Source organism: Pseudomonas sp. NFX71 (assembly GCF_048079215.1).
Lineage (GTDB): Bacteria > Pseudomonadota > Gammaproteobacteria > Pseudomonadales > Pseudomonadaceae > Aquipseudomonas > Aquipseudomonas fluorescens_B.
In genome coordinates this window covers 2151507-2169081 of sequence record NZ_CP182230.1, presented here as the reverse complement: position 1 = coordinate 2169081, position 17575 = coordinate 2151507, and the positions used below count along the sequence as shown (strand labels likewise).

17 protein-coding genes are annotated in these 17575 nt (G+C 58.6%); 13 read left to right on the top strand and 4 right to left on the bottom strand.

The window, feature by feature from the left end; translation table 11 throughout:
* Positions 1–106: 106 nt before the first annotated feature.
* From tauA to ACM1ZW_RS10005, 6 genes are all read left to right on the top strand, one after another.
* Complete coding sequence (tauA, locus tag ACM1ZW_RS10030) at positions 107–1084, top strand: taurine ABC transporter substrate-binding protein (RefSeq protein ID WP_416740476.1); 978 nt, start codon at positions 107–109, stop codon at positions 1082–1084.
* Positions 1085–1100: 16 nt separating this feature from the next.
* Positions 1101–1895 carry a taurine ABC transporter ATP-binding subunit gene (gene tauB / locus ACM1ZW_RS10025; protein ID WP_414879888.1) on the top strand — a complete coding sequence of 265 codons (795 nt, stop codon included), beginning with the start codon at positions 1101–1103 and terminating at the stop codon, positions 1893–1895.
* Positions 1892–2725: a taurine ABC transporter permease TauC gene (gene tauC / locus ACM1ZW_RS10020; RefSeq protein ID WP_017335905.1), complete on the top strand. Its 834-nt coding sequence runs from the start codon at positions 1892–1894 to the stop codon at positions 2723–2725. The genes tauB and tauC overlap by 4 nt, the downstream gene beginning before the upstream one ends.
* A gap of 54 nt (positions 2726–2779) precedes the next feature.
* Positions 2780–3622 (top strand): taurine dioxygenase, encoded by an 843-nt coding sequence (gene tauD, locus ACM1ZW_RS10015; protein ID WP_416740475.1) that lies wholly within the window; start codon positions 2780–2782, stop codon positions 3620–3622.
* 135 nt (positions 3623–3757) lie between these two features.
* Entirely contained in the window at positions 3758–4435 is a 678-nt protein-coding gene (locus ACM1ZW_RS10010) for a hypothetical protein (protein ID WP_416740474.1), read from the top strand.
* A 3-nt stretch (positions 4436–4438) separates the two neighbouring features.
* Entirely contained in the window at positions 4439–5641 is a 1203-nt protein-coding gene (locus ACM1ZW_RS10005) for a helix-turn-helix domain-containing protein (RefSeq protein WP_416740473.1), read from the top strand.
* Positions 5642–5724: 83 nt separating this feature from the next.
* Here the strand turns inward: ACM1ZW_RS10005 and mgrA are convergent, their stop codons facing one another.
* Together mgrA and ACM1ZW_RS09995 are read right to left on the bottom strand one after the other, a co-directional pair.
* Positions 5725–6762 carry an L-glyceraldehyde 3-phosphate reductase gene (mgrA, locus tag ACM1ZW_RS10000; RefSeq protein ID WP_416740472.1) on the bottom strand — a complete coding sequence of 346 codons (1038 nt, stop codon included), beginning with the start codon at positions 6760–6762 and terminating at the stop codon, positions 5725–5727.
* A 163-nt stretch (positions 6763–6925) separates the two neighbouring features.
* Positions 6926–7816, bottom strand: a complete 891-nt coding sequence (locus tag ACM1ZW_RS09995) for a LysR family transcriptional regulator (protein ID WP_416740471.1) — start codon at positions 7814–7816, stop codon at positions 6926–6928.
* 130 nt (positions 7817–7946) lie between these two features.
* Here ACM1ZW_RS09995 and ACM1ZW_RS09990 point away from each other — a divergent pair, with 130 nt between their 5' ends.
* Both ACM1ZW_RS09990 and ACM1ZW_RS09985 read left to right on the top strand, forming a co-directional pair.
* Entirely contained in the window at positions 7947–8687 is a 741-nt protein-coding gene (locus tag ACM1ZW_RS09990; protein ID WP_416740470.1) for an SDR family oxidoreductase, read from the top strand.
* A gap of 94 nt (positions 8688–8781) precedes the next feature.
* Positions 8782–9042 carry a hypothetical protein gene (locus tag ACM1ZW_RS09985; RefSeq protein WP_017335900.1) on the top strand — a complete coding sequence of 87 codons (261 nt, stop codon included), beginning with the start codon at positions 8782–8784 and terminating at the stop codon, positions 9040–9042.
* Positions 9043–9044: 2 nt separating this feature from the next.
* Here ACM1ZW_RS09985 and betT read toward each other — a convergent pair whose 3' ends face one another.
* On the bottom strand, positions 9045–11000 hold the full coding sequence (gene betT, locus ACM1ZW_RS09980; protein WP_193393013.1) for a choline transporter BetT: 1956 nt from the start codon (positions 10998–11000) through the stop codon (positions 9045–9047).
* A gap of 532 nt (positions 11001–11532) precedes the next feature.
* Positions 11533–12459: a serine O-acetyltransferase EpsC gene (gene epsC / locus ACM1ZW_RS09975; protein WP_017335898.1), complete on the bottom strand. Its 927-nt coding sequence runs from the start codon at positions 12457–12459 to the stop codon at positions 11533–11535.
* Between the two features lie 192 nt (positions 12460–12651).
* On the opposite strand from epsC, the gene ACM1ZW_RS09970 reads away from it, so the two are divergent.
* The 5 genes from ACM1ZW_RS09970 (at position 12652) to ACM1ZW_RS09950 (ending at position 17453) form a co-directional block, all read left to right on the top strand.
* Positions 12652–13650 (top strand): D-cysteine desulfhydrase, encoded by a 999-nt coding sequence (locus tag ACM1ZW_RS09970; RefSeq protein ID WP_017335897.1) that lies wholly within the window; start codon positions 12652–12654, stop codon positions 13648–13650.
* A 351-nt stretch (positions 13651–14001) separates the two neighbouring features.
* A complete protein-coding gene (gene tcyJ / locus ACM1ZW_RS09965; protein ID WP_017335896.1) occupies positions 14002–14796 on the top strand; it encodes a cystine ABC transporter substrate-binding protein in 795 nt (264 codons plus the stop codon).
* Positions 14796–15461, top strand: coding sequence for a cystine ABC transporter permease (gene tcyL / locus ACM1ZW_RS09960; RefSeq protein WP_414879883.1), 666 nt, complete (start codon positions 14796–14798; stop codon positions 15459–15461). The genes tcyJ and tcyL overlap by 1 nt, the downstream gene beginning before the upstream one ends.
* Positions 15462–15465: 4 nt before the next feature.
* Positions 15466–16221, top strand: a complete 756-nt coding sequence (gene tcyN, locus ACM1ZW_RS09955; RefSeq protein ID WP_017335894.1) for an L-cystine ABC transporter ATP-binding protein TcyN — start codon at positions 15466–15468, stop codon at positions 16219–16221.
* 467 nt (positions 16222–16688) lie between these two features.
* Positions 16689–17453, top strand: a complete 765-nt coding sequence (locus ACM1ZW_RS09950; RefSeq protein WP_017335893.1) for a hypothetical protein — start codon at positions 16689–16691, stop codon at positions 17451–17453.
* Positions 17454–17575: the final 122 nt, after the last annotated feature.

Sequence of the window (17575 nt, the reverse complement as noted above, 5' to 3'; positions counted from 1 at the left end):
TTTCCGCTCATAAGCTCATTCGAAAAAGTTATTTATTTTCGGATTCTTATATCATTTAGTCTCGTTTTCACGCCGACTCTCGGTTCGTCTGAAAAGGAGCTTCCCAATGAAACTGAATTCCCCTCTTCGCCTCCTGGCAGCCGCGTCTTTGGCGGCAGCGAGTTTCTTTGCCCAGGCGGCTGACGTGACCGTCGCTTACCAGACCACCGTAGACCCGGCGAAAGTCGCCCAGGCCGACGGCGCGTACGAAAAAGCCACCAACGCCAAAATCGACTGGCGCAAATTCGACAACGGCGCCGACATCATCGCCGCCATCGCGTCCGGTGATGTGCAGATCGGTTACCTCGGCTCCAGCCCCCTGACGGCTGCGATCACTCGTAAAGTTCCCGTAGAAACTTTTCTGATTGCCACGCAAATCGGCGCCGCGGAAGCCTTGGTCGCCCGCGACGGGTCCGGGATCAAGACGCCGCAAGACCTGATCGGCAAGAAAATTGCCGTGCCGTTCGTTTCCACCGGTCACTACAGCCTGCTGGCCGCGTTGAAGCACTGGAACATTGACCCGTCGAAAGTCACGGTGCTCAACCTCGCGCCGCCGGCGATCATTGCGGCGTGGAAGCGCGGTGACATCGACGCCACTTACGTTTGGGATCCGGCGCTCGGTGTAGCCAAGGAAAACGGCAAAGTACTGATCACCTCCGGCGAACTGGCCAAGTTCGGCGCACCGACCTTCGATGCATGGATCGTGCGTAAAGACTTCGCCCAGAAGCACCCGGAAATCGTCACCGCGTTCGCTAAAGTCACCCTCGACGCCTACGCCGATTACCGCAAGGATCCGCAAGCCTGGCTCGCCAATCAGTCCAACGTCGACAAACTGGTGAGGCTGTCCGGCGCCAAGGCCAGCGACATTCCGCTGTTGCTGCAAGGCAACGTCTATCCGCTGGCGGCTGATCAGGTGATCACCCTCGGTGCGCCGACCACCAAAGCCATCACCGACACCGCCGTGTTCCTCAAGGAACAAGGCAAAGTCGAGGCCGTACTGCCGGACTACGCGCCGTACGTCAGCGCCAAGTTCATCACCAACTGATCGGGAGTGAATCGCGATGGCTTTGCTACAGCTGGAGCGCATCAGCGCACAGTACCCTGGCAGCCCGGAACCGGTGCTGGCGGATATTTCCTTGAGCCTTGGCCCCCAGCAATTGCTGGTGGCCCTCGGCCCTTCCGGCAGTGGCAAGACTTCGCTGTTGAACCTGATTGCCGGTTTCGTCGAACCCAGCGCCGGGCGCATCACCCTTGATGGTGCGCCGGTCAAAGGCCCGAGCGCAGAACGTGGCGTGGTGTTCCAGGACGACGCGCTGCTGCCTTGGCAGGACGTGCTGGCCAACGTCGGTTTCGGTCTGGAACTGGCGGGTGTTTCCCGCGACAAACGTGAAAGCCGCGCTCGGGAAATGCTCGCGCTGGTGGACCTTTCCGGTTTCGAACATCGCCGCATCTGGCAATTATCGGGTGGCCAGAAACAGCGTGTCGGCCTGGCCCGTGCGCTCGCCGCCGATCCTCGCGTGCTGCTGATGGACGAACCCTTCGGCGCCCTCGACGCCTTCACCCGCGAACAGATGCAGGAGCTGCTGTTGCAGGTGTGGAAGCGCACAGCCAAACCCGTTTTCCTGATTACCCACGACATCGAAGAAGCGGTGTTTCTCGCCACGGACCTGATTCTGCTGGCGCCAAACCCCGGGCAAATCGTCGAGCGACTGAGCCTGGATTTTGGTCAGCGTTATGCCGCTGGCGAATCCGCACGGGCGATCAAATCCGACCGGCGCTTTATCGAAACCCGCGAACACGTACTCGCCAAAGTCTTCTCCCAACGCAGCGCCGCCACGCGGCAGGAGCGCGCATGAGCAGCTATGAAATTCCGGCGGTGACGGTGAAACCGGGTTCGACGGTCATTCCTGTTCGTCGCAGTGTGAGCACGCGCTGGATCAGCGTGCTGACCCTGGTCGCGCTGGTTGCCCTTTGGTGGGCCGTGACTGCTACCGGAATGATCGAGCCGCTGTTTCTGCCGCCACCGTCTGCCGTGCTGCAAAAGGGCTGGCTGCTGGTGACCACCGGCTACATGGATTCAACGTTGTGGCAGCACCTGGGCGCGAGCCTCGGCCGCATCGGTCTGGGCCTCGGCTTTGCCGTGCTGACCGCCGTGCCGGTCGGCATTGCGATCGGTGCCAACCGTATCGCGCGGGGCATTCTCGATCCGCTGATCGAGTTCTACCGCCCGATTCCACCGCTGGCCTATTTGCCGCTGATCGTCATCTGGTGCGGCATTGGCGAGCTGTCGAAAGTCTTGCTGATCTACCTGGCGATTTTCGCCCCGATCGCCATCGCCACCGCCACCGGCGTGCGCACCGTCGACCCGGCCAGATTGCGCGCTGCGCAGTCGCTGGGCGCAACCCGGGCACAATTGATTCGCCATGTGATTTTACCGAGTGCCTTGCCGGACATTTTGACTGGCGTGCGCATTGGGCTGGGCGTGGGCTGGTCGACGCTGGTCGCCGCCGAGCTGATCGCCGCCACCAGCGGTTTGGGCTTCATGGTCCAGTCGGCCGCGCAATTCCTGGTCACCGATGTGGTGGTACTGGGGATTCTGGTGATTGCGCTGATCGCCTTTGCCATGGAGATGGGCCTGCGTGCTCTGCAACGCAAACTGGTGCCGTGGCACGGCCAGGCTCACTAAAGACTTGTCATTGAACACGCCGACAGTTCGGCACCCCGGATTAAGAGAACCACCATGAGCCACCTGACAATCGTCTCTCTCAGCTACGCGCTCGGCGCGCAAATCAGCGGCATCGACATCAGTCAGCCGCTGACCCTGGAACAGCGCAATGCCATCGAGCAGGCGCTGCTCCAGTATCAGGTGCTGTTCTTCCGCGACCAGCCGATCACGCCGCAGCAACAGGCACGTTTCGCCGCCCATTTCGGCGACCTGCATGTTCATCCGATCTACCCGAATGTACCGGAACAACCGGAAGTGCTGATCCTCGACACGGCCGTCACCGACGTACGCGACAACGCGATCTGGCACACCGACGTGACCTTCCTGCCGACCCCGGCGATGGGTGCGGTGCTCAGCGCGAAATTGCTGCCGGAGTTTGGTGGCGACACGTTGTGGGCCAGCGGCATTGCGGCTTATGAAGCGTTGTCAGCGCCGATGAAGAGTTTGCTTGAAGGGCTGACCGCGACTCACGATTTCACCCGTTCGTTTCCGCTGGAACGCTATGGCAATACGCCTGAGGCGCTGGCTCAGTGGGAAGAAGCACGCCGCAGGAATCCGCCGCTGTCGCACCCGGTGATCCGCACGCACCCGGTGAGCGGGCGCCGGTCATTGTTCGTCAATGAAGGCTTCACCTCGAAGATCAATGAGCTGTCGGAAACCGAGAGCGAGGTGATTCTGAAATTTCTGTTCGCCCATGCCACGCGGCCGGAGTTCACCATTCGCTGGCGCTGGCAGAAGGACGACGTAGCGTTCTGGGATAACCGCGTGACGCAGCATTACGCGGTGGATGATTACCGACCGGCGCGGCGGGTGATGCAGCGGGCGACGGTGTTGGGGGATGTGCCGTTTTTTCGGTGAGGCCTTGAGCCCGAGGTGATATCCGGATTGACGCCACCACTCGTCTACCGAGCTGTATAAAAAACCAGCAAACCCTTCCATAACGAATAAAAATGAAGTAAAAATCCGCTTACCGAATAGTGAGTGGCGAAACGTATGGTCACAAAAGAAGAAATTCAAAGTTTCATTCGTGCGCAGGTAGATAAAGAGTTTTTTGAGGAACTTGGCGTTCTGATTCCTCAAACCTTCCAAAAAGCTTCGAAAGTGGTGCAGGAACTCCTGATTCATATCCCTCAGGAAGATCTACGGGGGCATTTACGCCACTCACTCGCTCAGGAAGCCTTGGCGGGTATGACTCGCTGGAATCCCCTTATCAAATCAACCGACCCCAAAGGGCATAATTACGTCCTATTGGAATTGGGAAAACTGCGCATTACATCTGTCGTTCTGCCTTGGCAAAAAGAGGTTCGCGCGGCGAAACACCGCAGCGAACTGAAAACGCTGAACGAATCATTAGCGTCCACTCAGATGGATTGGATCGATGGGCTATCCCACACTGTTTCCGAACAATTGATCCATGCACTTGTCGTAGTCCACGCACCACCGCCACGTTCCGCGGATCAATCAGAGCCTGTAGCGATTGTGATGGCCGTACCTTATTTCAACGGTAAGGGTTTCCATATGGATTGCACGTTCGATGAGCTTCTTCAGAGCTACTCTGATAATCAAGCTATTGATCAGAAACCGATTGAATTGGTGAAATTGCGAGATAAGATGCGCCGCGCGGAAAAAATCGAAGACCAAACTGATGATGAGCAAAAATCCAAGAGGTGAACCATGAGAACTGGAGTCGCGGGCTTTCAGTCCGAACGTCTCAAACAGTTACGGCTCACGTGTGGTATCACCCAAACCGCCTTGGCCGAAATGGTGGGACGCGCCTCTGGAAATATTTCTAAATGGGAGAACGGACTTCAGGTTCCTGAAGCCGATGCTTTCCAGCGGTTATGCGAGGTCTTTGGCGTCAGTGAAAACTGGCTGCTTGAGGAGCAAATCGTAACGAGTGAAAACACGCCGTTTTTCTTCCGCTCGCAGGTGAGCGCCACCGCTAATGCAAGAGAAATAGCGGAGGTACGCCTGGAGTGGCTTCAAGATATCTCCTACAAGCTTCAGGAAAGCCTTGAATTCGTCGCTGTTAATGTTCCTCATCTGGAAGAAAGCAATTGCCTTCTGATTTCTGACGAAGAAATCGAACGAATGGCTAGCGAGTGTCGTCAGGCATGGGGGCTAGGAATTGCTCCCATACCCAATGTCGTTCATGTTCTGGAGAATGCCGGTATCGTCTGCACTCGAACCATGCTCGGCCATCTGAAAATGGATGGTGTATCAAATTGGTATGAGTTGGATCAGCGACCTTATGTACTCCTTGTAGCAGACAAGGCGAACGGCATACGAAATCGATTCGATGCGGCCCATGAGCTTGGACATATTGTTCTCCATCGGCATATTTCCAAGGAACAATACGAATCGAATTACGCGCTGCTTGAGTCACAGGCACATCGATTTGCAAGCGCATTCCTGATGCCAGCAGAAAGCTTCCTGAGGGAAATTCGGTGGCCTACGCTGGATACCTTGCTAGCATTGAAACCACGCTGGAAGGTCTCTGTGGCAGCGATGGTTCGTAGATGTCTAGACCTAGAGATAATCAACGACACTACGACAACAAGATTGTGGAAAGCCAGGTCAGCAAGAGGCTGGGTCAAGGGTGAGCCCATGGATGGGGATTTCGATTTTGAAAGGCCGCAGTTAATTGCTCGAGGCGTGAAAATGCTCGTGGAAAACAAGGTACTTTCCCGATCTCAAGTCAGGCAGCTACTGGGACTACCTCTGCCAATTCTTGAAAGCCTATGTAGCCTGGACAAGGGTTACTTTACCCTCCCAGATCAATCGCAAGTGATCGACATGCAGCTCAGAAAGAGATCTGCGAGGGATACATTCTTTAACGAAACTGCAGCGATACTCGGTTTCCCAAGCAAAAAATAACGACCGCATCTTCCCTCAATGTAAATCAAGCATCCCTTCCCCTACGAGGGGATGCTTTATTCAGTCTAAACCCTCGATCGAATTTACTCAGCCGTCGAAGGTTTCTCCCAAAGATTGATCCCGCCCTCCTGGGCAAACCGGTCAATCTCCGCCAACTCTTGCGCACTGAAGCTCAAATTCTTCAAGGCCCCGACGTTTTCGATGATCTGCTCCGGCCGGCTCGCACCAATCAGCGCCGAGGTCACCCGCGGATCGCGCAGCGTCCACGCCAGCGCCAGTTGCGCGAGGCTCTGGCCGCGACGCTTGGCGATTTCGTTGAGCCCACGCACATGGGCGATGTTGGCCTCCGACAGATGCGAGGACTGCAAAGAACCACCGCCCGGACGATTGACCCGCGCGTCCTTCGGAATGCCATTGAGGTACTTGTCGGTCAACAGGCCCTGCGCCAACGGTGTGAAGGCAATCACGCCGGTGCCCAGTTCGTCGGTGACCTCCAGCAGGTCCTTTTCCACCCAGCGATTGAGCAGGTTGTAGGCCGGCTGGTGAATCAGCAACGGCACTTTCCACTCTTTCAACAGTGCCGCCATCTCACGGGTTTTCACCCCGGAATACGACGAGATGCCGATGTACAGCGCCTTGCCCTGCTGCACCGCCGTAGCCAATGCGCTGGCAGTTTCCTCCAGCGGAGTATCCGGATCGAAACGGTGGGAATAGAAAATATCCACATAATCCAGGCCCAGGCGCTGCAGGCTCTGATCAAGACTGGCCAGCACGTATTTGCGCGAACCGCCGCCCTGCCCGTAAGGACCGGGCCACATGTCCCAACCGGCCTTGCTGGAAATGATCAGCTCGTCGCGATACTGCTTGAAGTCTTCGCGCAGCAAACGGCCGAAATTGATCTCGGCGCTGCCGTACGGCGGGCCGTAATTGTTGGCCAGGTCGAAGTGGTTGATCCCCAGATCGAACGCCGTGCGCAGCAACGAACGCTGGGTGTCGATCGGCGTGCTGTCGCCGAAGTTGTGCCACAGGCCCAGGGACAACGCCGGCAGCACCAGACCGCTGCGGCCGACGCGGCGGTAAGGAATGGAGTCGTAGCGGTTTTCGGCAGCGGTGTAGGTCATCGAATCCTCTCTTGTCTGTCTTGAAGTTGGCATCGACTGCTTCGCAAGTTGCCCAGCATACGCCCAGACAAACGTCGATAAACCTCCGACTCGAGGAAATGCTGAAACGTTTCACATTATTCATCTTCGGCGGTACAACCATCGCCAGGATCGCAGCCTTCGTTCAAACGGCCCCCGCAAACACCTCCCCCAACCAATCCACAAACACCCGAACCCGTGGCGACAGGTGTCGGTTGTGCGGATACAGCACTGAAACCGGCATGGGCGGTGGAGGGGTGTCGATGAGGATTTCCTGCACCACCCCCTGAGCAATCAGCGTTGCCATTCGGTAATGCGGGCACTGGATCAAGCCCAGTCCGGCGATGGCCGACGCGGCATAGATTTCCGCGCCGAATACTGAAATCGCGCCGTCGATGGCCACTTCCTTCAGCTCGCCATCAACCATGAACTCGAATGGAAACAACTTGGCCGTGGTGCGCGAGACGTAGTTCACCGCGCGATGGTGTTTCAGGTCTTCGAGGGTTCTCGGTTCGCCGTATTTGCGCAGATATGCAGGACTGGCGCAGGTGATCTGCCGCAGGTTGGCGACACGCTTGCCGATCAGCGCCGAGTCGCCGAGGGTGCCGGCGCGCAGTACGCAGTCGACGCCTTCGGCAATCAGGTCGACAAAGCGGTCGGCCTCGCTGATGGACAGTTCGATATCCGGGTAACGGGCCATGAACTGCGGCAACGCAGGGATCACGAAGTGCTTGGCCAAGGTGCCATGCAAATCCATGCGCAATCGCCCCTTCGGCGCCACGCTGCGAAAGGCCAGCTCGGCTTCTTCCAGCTCCGCCAGCAACTGCACACAACGCAGGTAGTAAGCCTCGCCGTCCAGCGTCGGACGCACTTTACGTGTGCTGCGCTCCAGCAAACGCGTACCGAGCCAGGCTTCGAACTGATTCAGCGTGTGGGTCAGGGTTGCCCGCGGCAGGTTCAGGTCTTCGGCGGCCAGGGTGAAGCTGCTGCGCTCGTAGATCCGCACGAAAACCTTCATAGCCTTGACTTGATCCACGCTGAGCTCCGGAGCTTCGATTGTTGGCGATTATTGAACAGTCAAGGCAACTCTCGTGCATTTATCGGCCTGAGTAAACATGTGAATCTGGCTTCCCCCCCCCACCAACACCCCCAAAGGATTAACCGCCATGACTACTCAAACTTCGAAAGTGGCCATCGTGACCGGTGCCTCTCGCGGCATCGGCGCCGTCATCGCCAGACAACTGGCCAGCGAAGGGTTCGCCGTCGCCATCAACTACGCCAGCAGCGCCGCCGAAGCCTCCGGACTGGTCGTGGAGTTGCGTCAGGCCGGCCATCAAGCCATAGCGATCAAGGCTGACGTGGCCAATGCCGACGACGTGCGCCGGATGTTCGATGAAACCGAATCGCAGCTGGGCAAAGTCGATGTGTTGATCAACAACGCCGGCATACTCAAAGTGATGCCGCTGGCGCAACACACGGACGAACTGTTCGACCAGAACTTCAACATTCACGCTCGCGGCACGTTCAACACGTTGCGTGAAGCGGCCACTCGCCTGAACAGCGGCGGACGGATCGTCAATTTTTCCAGCAGTACCGTCGGCATGAACCTGCCGGGCTACGCCGTGTACATCGCCAGCAAAGCGGCGGTGGAATCCCTGACTCAGGTGTTCGCCAAGGAAATGCGCGGTCGCCACATCACCGTCAATGCCGTCGCCCCGGGCCCGGTGGCGACCGATCTGTTCCTGCACGGCAAGAGCGAAGAACACATTCAAACCTTCGCCAGGATGCCGCCGCTGGAACGCCTGGCTCAGCCGGAAGACATCTCCCGCGTTGTCTCCTTCCTCGTCGGGCCGGATGCGGCTTGGGTCAACGGGCAAATCCTGCGGGTCAATGGCGGGTTGGTTTAAGCACGGAGAGCGCACCGACGCCTATGCTCAAAAGTGAGCAGGGAAACCGAGGGCGGCTGCACAGGCGACACCCACCTGACAGGAGGAACACATCATGCACACCACCATCATCATCTTCTTCGGCCTGGTCCTCCTCGCGCTGATGCTGTTCATCGGCGAGAAAATCGGCTTCGGTCGGCAGACCCTGACCTACAGCTTCATCGTCCTGTGGCTGGCCCTGACAATGATCAACGGCGCCATCGGCGTGGTCACTGCCGGCCAGCCCGTGACGACGGAACTGGTGGTCGGCAGTGTGGTGTTTGGTGTGCCGGTGGCAGCGCTGGTGCTGTTCATGGTGATGAGCAGCGAGACCTGACCTCAACGCACCAAATGCAAAAACTGCATGTGCCGCTCGTACTGATCGAGGATGTCGTTGATGACCTGCTCCTTGGTGTAGCCCACCAGATCGTAGTCCTGACTGCCCTCGCTCAAATGCACTTCGGCCCGATAATAACGACGATTGTTGAGTTCCTTGGAACCCATGCCGCCACGGGCGAAGGACGGCGTGAAGTAGCCACGCATCTGCACCTGATAGATGAACGGATGCTGCTCGCCGTGACCGATTTCCAGGCTGACGCTGTCGTTCGCCGGATCAGGCTGAGTGACCACGTTCAAGCCCTTCTCGACGAACACCGCCGTCACTTCTTCAATCGCCGGGCGCACCGTCGTGTCGAGGAAGCGATAGACCTCATCGCGCGACGGGAAATGCACCGCCTGGCTCAAACGCTGACGCCATCCGCCACGCCGGGAACCGGACACCGGCGCCAGGGAATGCAATTGGGCGATCTGCTTCTGTGACTCGAGATAAAACGCCTTGTGCAGACCCCACATCATCAGCAGCAAGATCAGCGAGAACGGCAACGACGTCAGCACCACCGCCGACTTCAGCGCGTCGATGCTGCCGGAGAACAGCAGCGCACTGGTCACCAGCGCGGTCATCGCGCCCCAGAACACCCGCAGCCATTTCGGCCCGTCTTCATCCGGGTTGCCACCCTTGGCGGAGAGCGTCGACAGCACCACGGTGCCGGAATCCGCCGAGGTGACGAAGAACACGAAGCTGATGAACACCGTGACCGCAATCACGGTTTTGCTCCACGGGTAGGTTTCCAGCAGCAGGTAGAGGGTCATCGACGGGTTGTCGATGGCCGACATGCCGAGCGCGCTCATGCCGTGGTTGAGCACTTGGTCGATGGCGCTGTTACCGAAAATCGACATCCACGCCAGGGTGAAACCAAGCGGGATCAACAGCACCCCGAAGACGAATTCGCGGATGGTCCGGCCACGGGAAATCCGTGCGATGAACAGGCCCACGAACGGCGACCACGCGATCCACCAGGCCCAGTAGAACACCGTCCAGCCACCCAGCCAGTCGCTGGGTTTGTCGTAGGCGTAGAGGTCAAAACTCTTCATCGGCAATGCGCCGAGGTAGTCACCGATGTTCTGGATCAGGGTGTTGAGCAAGTGCTGCGTCGGGCCGGCGAACAACACGAACAGCAGCAGCGCGCAGGCCAGCAGCATGTTGATGTCGGACATCACCCGCACGCCTTTATCGACGCCGGACACCGCGACGATGATCGCAGCGCCCATCATCAGCGTGATCAGGCCGACCTGAACCCACTGGGTGTGGGCGACGCCGAACAGGTAGTCGAGCCCCGAGTTGAGGTGCAACACCCCGAAGCCCATGTCGGCACCAAGGCCGAACACCGTGGCGATGATGCCGAAGCCATCCACCGCGTAACCGATCGGACCGTTGATGCGTTTGCCGATCAGCGGATACAGCGCCGAACGCAAGGCCAGCGGCAGGTTGTGGCGGTAGGCGAAATAGGCCAGCGCCATGCCGACGAAGGCAAACACACCCCAGCCGTGCAGGCCCCAGTGCAGAAACAGAATCTGCATCGCCTGGCGTGCCGCGTCCGCGGTGCCGGCCTCGCCTTGGGGCGGTTGCGACAAATGGGTCAGCGGTTCGGACACGCAAAAGAAAAACAGCGTGATGCTGATCCCGGCGGCGAACAGCATGCCGGCCCAGGACAGATAACTGAATTCGGGCTCGTCGTGGTCGGCACCGAGCTTGATCTTGCCGTAGCCGGACAAGGCGGTGACCACCACGAAGACCAGATACAGGGTCATCGCGAGCATGTAGTACCAGCCGACCGTGTTGGCCGCCCAGTTTTGCGCTTGCAGAAGCCAGGCGCCGGCCTGTTCAGGCATGGCGATGACGACGAGGCCGAAGAGCAGAATGAAGGTCGCGGCGAAGTAAAACACCGGCGGATTCATGCGGACCTGGCCGCTGGCGGGGGTAGACGGTGCACTCATGAAAGGTGCGCCTCAAGGGGGTGAAACCGGGCAATCAATAACGGACTCGGCAAGGGCAAGCCTCCTGTTGTGAGCGGGCAGCAAACCGGCGGTTTAACTTGAATGAGCGTTCAAGTTAAACATGAATAGGGTGCTAAGGACTAATCGCAAGGCTCGGCGGTACGGTGTGGCGAGGGAGCTTGCTTCCCCTGTGTCGCGAAGCGGCACCCCGGTTTTCGCCAGGAATGCGGCTGCTTCGCAACCGAGCGGGAGCAAGTTCCCTCGCCACAAAAACCTGTTGTGTACGCTAGCTCAAGGATGGGTATGACGTGGGGTTTGGGGGATTCGTTCAGTGGGAAATCAGTGAAATGCCATTATCTCGGTTCGGCTTGAAACCAATCGCGGGCAAGCCCACAGGTTTTGTGGCGTTCGCAAAATCCGGGTTCGACACAAGACCTGTGGGAGCGTGGCTTGCCCGCGAAGGCGTCAGCAAGACCACTGGAGATGTCGAGACTTACTTCTGCGCCCCATCATCATGCTGCAGATTCGCCTGCGTCAGGTTGCACCCCGCCGGCACACTGCGCGTCAGCCAGACGTTGCCGCCGATGGTCGAGCCCTTGCCGATGGTGATCCGCCCCAGAATCGTCGCACCGGCGTAGATCACCACATCATCCTCGACAATCGGATGCCGCGGATGGCCCTTCTGCAACTGGCCGTCTTCATCCGCCGGGAAGCGTTTGGCGCCCAGGGTCACCGCCTGATAAATCCGCACGCGCTCGCCAATGATGGCGGTCTCGCCGATCACCACACCCGTCCCGTGATCGATGAAGAAGCTGCGGCCGATTTGCGCGCCCGGGTGGATATCGATACCGGTCGCCGAGTGAGCGATTTCTGCGCTGATCCGCGCCAGCAACGGCAGTCCGGCGCGGTACAAGTGATGCGCGAGGCGATGGTGAATCACCGCCAGAATCCCCGGATAGCACAGCAACACTTCATCGACGCTACGAGCCGCCGGGTCACCGTGATAGGCCGCCAGCACGTCAGTGTCCAGCAAGCTGCGCAGCCCCGGCAGCGCCAGGGCGAAGTCCTGGATGATCTGGATCGTTTTGGCTTCGACTTCAGTGTCGGCCGAGGCGCTGTGGCGGGCGGCGTAACGCAATTCAAGCCGCGCCTGACCCAGCAACGCGTTCAGCGCAACGTCCAGCGTGTGGCCTACATAGAAGTCTTCACTCTCTTCACGCAAGTCCACCGGCCCCAGGCGCATCGGGAACAGCGCCCCGCACAGCGCTTCAAGAATCTCCGCCATGGCCGCTCGGGAGGGCAACTCGCGACCGCCCTGCTCGCCGCTGGCACGGCCGTTTTGCGCACGCCACTGGTCGCGCGCCGTGCGCAACTGGCTGACGATGGTCTGCAATTGCCAATGGCTGGAACGCTCGCTCACGGTAAAAACTCCACACGGGCGGCCGGAGTGTCTGGCCGCGCTGACGGCGATTACTTTACGGCAAGGTCTGGAAGCCGAATTAAGAACCGATTGTGCTGTGCTCAGCACTTTTGGCTATAAGTAATCTTGCCGGTTGCCCCTGCATATAGGCGTGCCTATAGTCCTGACATCTATCACCGCCAGTACGGACCCATGATCAAACAACAGCTCGCCCGTTTTGACCGCCTCGATCTGCTCGGCCACCCGACCCCTCTGGAAAAACTCGAACGCCTGTCGGCCTGGCTCGGCCGCGACGTCTACGTCAAACGCGACGACCTGACGCCGCTGGCGATGGGCGGTAACAAGCTGCGCAAACTCGAATACCTGGCCGCCGATGCGCTGGCCCAGGGTGCGGACACGCTGATCACGGCAGGTGCGTTGCAATCCAACCACGTGCGCCAGACAGCGGCTCTCGCAGCGAAACTGGGCCTGGGATGCGTAGCACTGCTGGAGAATCCTCTGGGCACCGACGACACCGACTATGTCGGCAACGGCAATCGGCTGTTGCTCGACCTGTTCGATACCAAGGTTGAATTGGTGGAAAACCTCGACAACGCTGACGAGCAACTGGAGGCCTTGGCCGCACGCCTGCGCAGCAACGGCAAAAAACCGTATCTGGTGCCGATCGGTGGCTCGAACGCGTTGGGCGCTTTGGGTTATGTGCGCGCCGGGCTGGAACTGGCCGAGCAGATCAAGGACACCGGCCTGAATTTCGCGGCGGTGGTATTGGCCTCGGGCAGCGCCGGAACCCACAGCGGCCTGGCACTCGCGTTGAGCGAAGTATTGCCGGATTTGCCAGTGATTGGCGTGACGGTATCCCGTAGCGATGAAGATCAGCGGCCCAAGGTCCAGGGACTGGCCGAGCGTACCGCGGCGCTGTTGGGCGTGAGCTTGCCGGACAGTTTCAAGGTCGAGCTGTGGGACGAATATTTTGCTCCGCGCTATGGCGAGCCGAATGCCGGGACGCTGTCCGCGGTGAAGCTGGTGGCGAGCCAGGAAGGTTTGCTGCTGGACCCGGTGTATACCGGCAAGGCCATGGCCGGTTTGCTCGACGGGATTGGTCGTCAGCGTTTTGATCAAGGGCCGATCATCTTCCTGCACACCGGCGGGGCGCCGGCGTTGTTTGCCTACAAGGATTCACTAACGGGCTGAAGAGCGTTTGTGGCGAGGGCGCGTGCTCCCGCTGGGGCGCGGAGCGCCCCCAAAATTTGCGCTGCGGTGTTTCATTCGAATCGCGGTGATCGGGTTTTTCGACTGCTTCGCAGCTGAGCGGGAGCAAGCTCCCTCGCCACAGGGGATCGAACTGACCGTATATGCAACAAAAGAATAACAAACAGAATATTTATTATTTTCCTATCTAAAAGCGTCGTCATATAGTCACGCCGCAGGCGAATTTGCAGCGAGACGCATACGCTTCTTTAGGGCAGGATATTGCAGTCGTCCAAATCCCGATTTTGCCAACATTCCTAAAAGCGTCTTCATAAGAAAACACAGGGGCTTGTCATGAATTTTTCCGCACTACGTCGAAATCTGCTGGTGGGTTCGCTGGGCCTGGCGCTGAGCGCCGGTCTGCTGGGGCAAGCGGTTGCCGGTGAGCAGCTGCAAAAAATCAAGGACGCGGGCGTGATCAACGTCGGTCTGGAAGGTACTTACCCACCGTTCAGTTTCGTCGATGCCGACGGCAAACTGGCCGGCTTCGAAGTCGAGTTCTCCGAAGCCCTGGCCAAAGAGCTGGGCGTGAAGGTCAAACTGCAACCGACCAAATGGGACGGCATCCTCGCGGCGCTGGAATCCAAGCGTCTGGACGCGGTGATCAACCAGGTGACCATCTCCGAAGAGCGCAAGAAGAAGTATGACTTCTCCGAGCCGTACACCGTTTCCGGGATTCAGGCGCTGACCCTGACCAAGAACAAAGACACCATCAAGACCGCCGCCGATCTGGCCGGCAAGAAAGTGGGCGTCGGCCTGGGCACCAACTACGAGCAGTGGGTGAAAGAGAATGTGCCCAAGGCAGACATCCGCACTTATGAAGATGATCCGACCAAATTCCAGGACCTGCGCGTCGGCCGTATCGACGCCATCCTGATCGACCGTCTCGCTGCACTGGAATACGCCAAGAAAGCCAAGGACACCTCCGCCGCCGGCGAAGCGTTCTCCCGTCAGGAAGCCGGTGTCGCCCTGCGCAAAGGCGAACCTGAGTTGCTGGCAGCGGTGAACAAGGCCATCGACAAGCTGCGTGCCGACGGTACGCTGAAAAAGCTTTCGGAAAAATACTTCAGCGCTGACGTCACTCAATAATGGAAGAAGCTTTCCAACTTGCGCTGGACTCCGCGCCCTTCCTGCTGAAGGGTGCGTACTACACGGTAATCCTCAGTCTGGGCGGAATGTTCTTCGGTCTGGTGATGGGTTTCGGCCTGGCGTTGATGCGTCTGTCGCGCTTCAAACTGGTGAGCTGGATCGCCCGCATCTACGTGTCGTTCTTTCGCGGCACGCCGTTGCTGGTGCAACTGTTCGTGATCTATTACGGCTTGCCGCAATTGGGTATCGAACTTGATCCACTGCCGGCGGCCCTGATCGGCTTCTCGCTGAACATGGCCGCCTACGCCTGCGAAATCCTGCGTTCGGCGATCAGTTCTATCGAGCGTGGCCAGTGGGAAGCCGCCGCGAGTATCGGCATGACCCGTGCGCAAACCCTGCGCCGGGCCATCCTGCCGCAGGCGATGCGCACGGCCCTGCCACCGCTGGGCAACAGCTTCATCTCGCTGGTCAAGGACACCGCGCTGGCCGCCACCATCCAGGTGCCGGAACTGTTCCGCCAGGCGCAGCTGATTACCGCCCGGACCTTCGAAATTTTCACCATGTATCTTGCCGCCGCGCTGATCTACTGGATTCTGGCCACGGTGCTTTCGCACCTGCAGAACAAGTTGGAAGAGCGGGTCAATCGGCACGACCAGGAGTCCTGACCCCATGATTGTCGTGGAAAAACTGACAAAGCAGTTCAAGGGTCAAGTCGTGCTCAACGGCATCGATCTGGAGGTGAAGGAAGGCGAGGTCGTCGCGATCATCGGGCCAAGTGGCTCGGGGAAAACCACGTTCCTGCGTTGCCTGAACTTCCTGGAAGAACCCACCAGCGGCCGGATCAAGGTCGGCGACATCGAAATCGATGGCAGCCGCCCGCTGAACCAGCAGCAGAACCTGGTGCGACGCCTGCGTCAGCACGTCGGCTTCGTGTTCCAGAACTTCAACCTGTTTCCCCATCGAACCGCCCTGGAAAACGTCATCGAAGGCCCGATCATCGTGAAGAAGATCCCTCACGCCGAAGCCGTCGCCCTGGGTAAAAAGCTGTTGGCCAGGGTTGGCCTCGCGGGCAAGGAAGATGCTTACCCGCGACGACTCTCCGGTGGGCAGCAACAGCGTGTGGCGATTGCCCGCGCGCTCGCGATGGAGCCGGAAGTGATCCTGTTCGATGAACCCACCTCAGCGCTCGATCCGGAGTTGGTGGGTGAAGTGCTGGCGACCATTCGCAGCCTGGCTGAAGAGAATCGCACCATGGTCATCGTTACTCACGAAATGGGTTTTGCCCGAGACGTGGCCAACCGCGTGGTGTTTTTCGACAAGGGGGTGATCGTTGAGCAAGGCGAAGCCAAGGCGCTGTTTGCCAATCCTAAAGAAGAACGTACAAAGCAGTTTCTCAGCAAGTTTCTGAACAACTCTCACAACTGAGCTGCGATGACAAAGTGTTAACTTCCACGGATGGAAGTAACATTGCACGGTCATAATCCTCCTTACAAAAACTCGAATTATTTATCTTTCCTTCAATATCGTGTGCGGTACATATCTATGTCCTGCTACCGATAAACCTCGCCTAAAATCCTCGAGACGCTTCGCCCTCAGTGTGCACGGGATCTGCATATACGGCGCGCAAACACCGCTGATTCAGTGGTCATGTTCGACAGCACGCTGCGGCTTCTTAACCTCAAAGTGTAGGAGACTTCTGAATAACGTCAGATTCATTACTCAACTAATTCATTCTATTGACAGTTATTCATGCGCACTCTTATCTAGTCGCCAGCCGATGTAATCACTGACGGTTCAATCATTGTTTTCATACCAAGTAATGATCCGTTTATTACTCGGCACTTCAGCTCTTTCAGAAACGGACTTCGCTGCAAGACTTCAAGGAGAAACCCATGAAAAACACTTCGAACAAACCCGAACTTGCGGCGCCGATCGTGGCGCAATCACACAAGAGCGGCATCAACATCAGCTCGGCAGCTCATCTGCTGATCGACGTCGCGCCTTACTCCGGCATGGATGAAGGCGACTTGATCGAGCTGTTCTGGGACAACTGCTACGTGGCCTCCAGAGTGCTGAATACCCAGGACGTCGGGAAAGCGATCAGTCTGCGAGTGCCGGAAAGCTTCATCGCCAATGGCTCCTCACGCCTTCACTATCGGCTCATGCAGGTCGGCCAGGGGCCTGCGCTGTCACCGGCAACCCGTGTACAGGTCAAGCTCGACTGCCCCGGCGGCCAGCCATCTGCGCTGTGTGGTGACGAAAACCAGCGCCTGGCGCCGGTGGGCATTCCTGAAACCATCCGTCGTCAGGGCGTCAACCCGAACCAGATCAAGCGCGGCGTTCCCTTGACCATAGAGCCGTACCTGAACATGGCCGCCGACGATGAAATCACCGTGCGCTGGGGCGATGTGCGCATGGACCTGCCACGGCTCAAGGCGAGCGACGTGGGTGAGCCGATTCAAGTCTGGGTGCCGCCCGCGATCATTCTCGAAGCCGGCGAAGACCTGCGGCTGGAAGTGACTTACTGCATCCTCGACCGCGTGGGTAACAATTCCCGATGGGCACCGGCGCGCACGCTGAAAATCGGATGTGCGAATCCCTATTTAAAGGTCCGGCCAAAGGAACCGCTCATGGCTGCAGAGCCCCGAAAACACTGAACGTTGTGCGTTCACTGTAGGAGCGAAGCTTGCTCGCGAAGGCGTCAGCCTTTGACGCACCCAGTCATCGTTCTTCGCGAGCAAGCCAGACCGCACCGTTCGCTCCTACAGACTGATCTCGG